Genomic DNA, 1,767 nt, shown 5'->3' with positions numbered 1-1,767 from the left:
GGGTTCGCGCCGTGTCGGCACGCGCGCGGCAATGGCCGGCGCCTCCTCGAGCACCACGTGCACGTTGGTGCCGCCGATGCCGAAGGAGCTGACACCCGCGCGGCGTGGCGCGGCGCCCTGCGGCCAGGGCCGGGCCTCGGTGTTGACGTAGAACGGACCGCTCGCGAAATCGATCTGCGGATTGGGCTGCTCGAAATGCAGGCTCGGCGGCAGCGTCGCATGCCGCAGCGCGAGTGCCGCCTTGATCAACCCGGCCACGCCGGCGGCCGCGTCGAGGTGGCCGATGTTGGTCTTGACCGAGCCGATCGCGCAACTTTGCGGCGTGGTCGCGCCGCCGCTCGCGAAGGCCTGCATCAACGCGGCCATCTCGATCGGGTCGCCGAGCGTGGTGCCGGTGCCGTGCGCCTCGACGTAGCCGATGCTGGCCGCGGGAACGTCCGCCACCATCTGCGCCGCGCGGATCGCGCTGGCCTGGCCCTGCACGCTGGGCGCGGTGAAGCCGATCTTGTCGGAGCCGTCGTTGTTGGCGGCCGTGCCCTTGATGACGGCATGGATGGTGTCGCCGTCGCGCAGTGCCTCGGCCAGCCGCTTGAGCACGACGATGCCCGCGCCGCTGCCGATGACCGTGCCCGCGGCCTTCGCATCGAAGGCGCGGCAGTGGCCGTCGGGCGAGAGGATGGCGCCGTTCTGGAAGCGGTAGCCTCCGTCCTGCAGCAGGTTGAGCCAGACACCGCCGGCCAGCGCCATGTCGCAGTCGTGGCTCAGCAGCGCCTGGCAGGCCATGTGCACCGCCACCAGCGAGGTCGAGCATTCGGTCTGCACGCTGACGGCCGGGCCGCGCAGGTCGAGCTTGTAGGCCACGCGCGTGCACAGCGAGCCCGCGGAGTTGCCGCTCATCAGGCCCAGCATGTCGGCGATGCCGGTGCCCGCGTCGACACCGAAGGCCGGCAGCAGGTGCCGCATCAGGTAGAGGTTGGGGCCGTCGCCGGCATAGACGCCGACCGAGGCACCGCCCCTGCCGGCCTGCCAGCCGGCGTGCTCGAGCGCCTCCCAGGCGCATTCGAGGAAGATGCGCTGCTGCGGATCGAGGTGCTCGGCCTCGCGCGGCGAGTAGCCGAAGAAGCCGGCATCGAACTGGTCGAAGCCTTCGAACAGCACGCCGGCCTTCACGTAGTCGGGGTCGGCCAGGGTGCGCTCGGGCACGCCGCGCGCGCGCAGCTCCTCGTCGCTGAAGACGGTGACCGACTCGACGCCGTCGCGGATGTTGCGCCAGAAGGCGTCCACGTCCGGCGCGCCCGGAAAGCGACCGGCCATGCCGACGATGGCGATCTCGAGGCCCGTGAGTTCGGGCGGCGACACGGAGTCTTGCATCAGAAGCTTCTTTCGGTGGGACGGCGGCGTTGCAGCAGGGCCGTGCGCTGGCGCTGCGCGCGCGCCTGTTCGCTGTCGTCGCTTTCGCCGGCATCGGATGGGGTCGTGCCGCCGCCCTGTTCGATGCGGCGCGCGAGCGCGCCGACGGTCGGGTACTTGAAGAGGTCGACCACCTTCAGGCCCGGGTTCAGCCGGTCTTCCATCAGCCGGTGCATGCGGATCACCAGCAGCGAATTTCCGCCGAGGTCGAAGAAGTTGTCGTTCATGCCGACCTTCTCGACCTTGAGCAGCGCGGCCCAGATCGAGGCCAGGGTCCGGGCCACGTCGCCCTGCGGCGCCTCGTAGCCCTGCGAGGCAGCGGCGACGGTCGGGGCAGGCAGCGCGCGGCGGTCGACC

General features: G+C 71.2%; 2 protein-coding genes. Both read right to left on the bottom strand.

All coding sequences use genetic code 11. The annotated features are described in order from the left end of the window. Positions 1-1,371 (bottom strand): type I polyketide synthase (locus AC27VN_RS40525; protein ID WP_490880370.1); only part of this gene is annotated, 1,371 nt, incomplete at its 3' end. Next, positions 1,371-1,767, bottom strand: a 397-nt coding sequence (locus tag AC27VN_RS40520; protein ID WP_490880369.1) for a phosphopantetheine-binding protein, incomplete at its 5' end; no start/stop codon positions are given. The genes AC27VN_RS40520 and AC27VN_RS40525, both read right to left, overlap by 1 nt.

The organism is Variovorax sp. 20P10.2.4 (genome assembly GCF_058244205.1).
The sequence above is the reverse complement of the archived record's forward strand: the minus strand, read 5'-3'. Positions and strand labels throughout refer to the sequence as shown.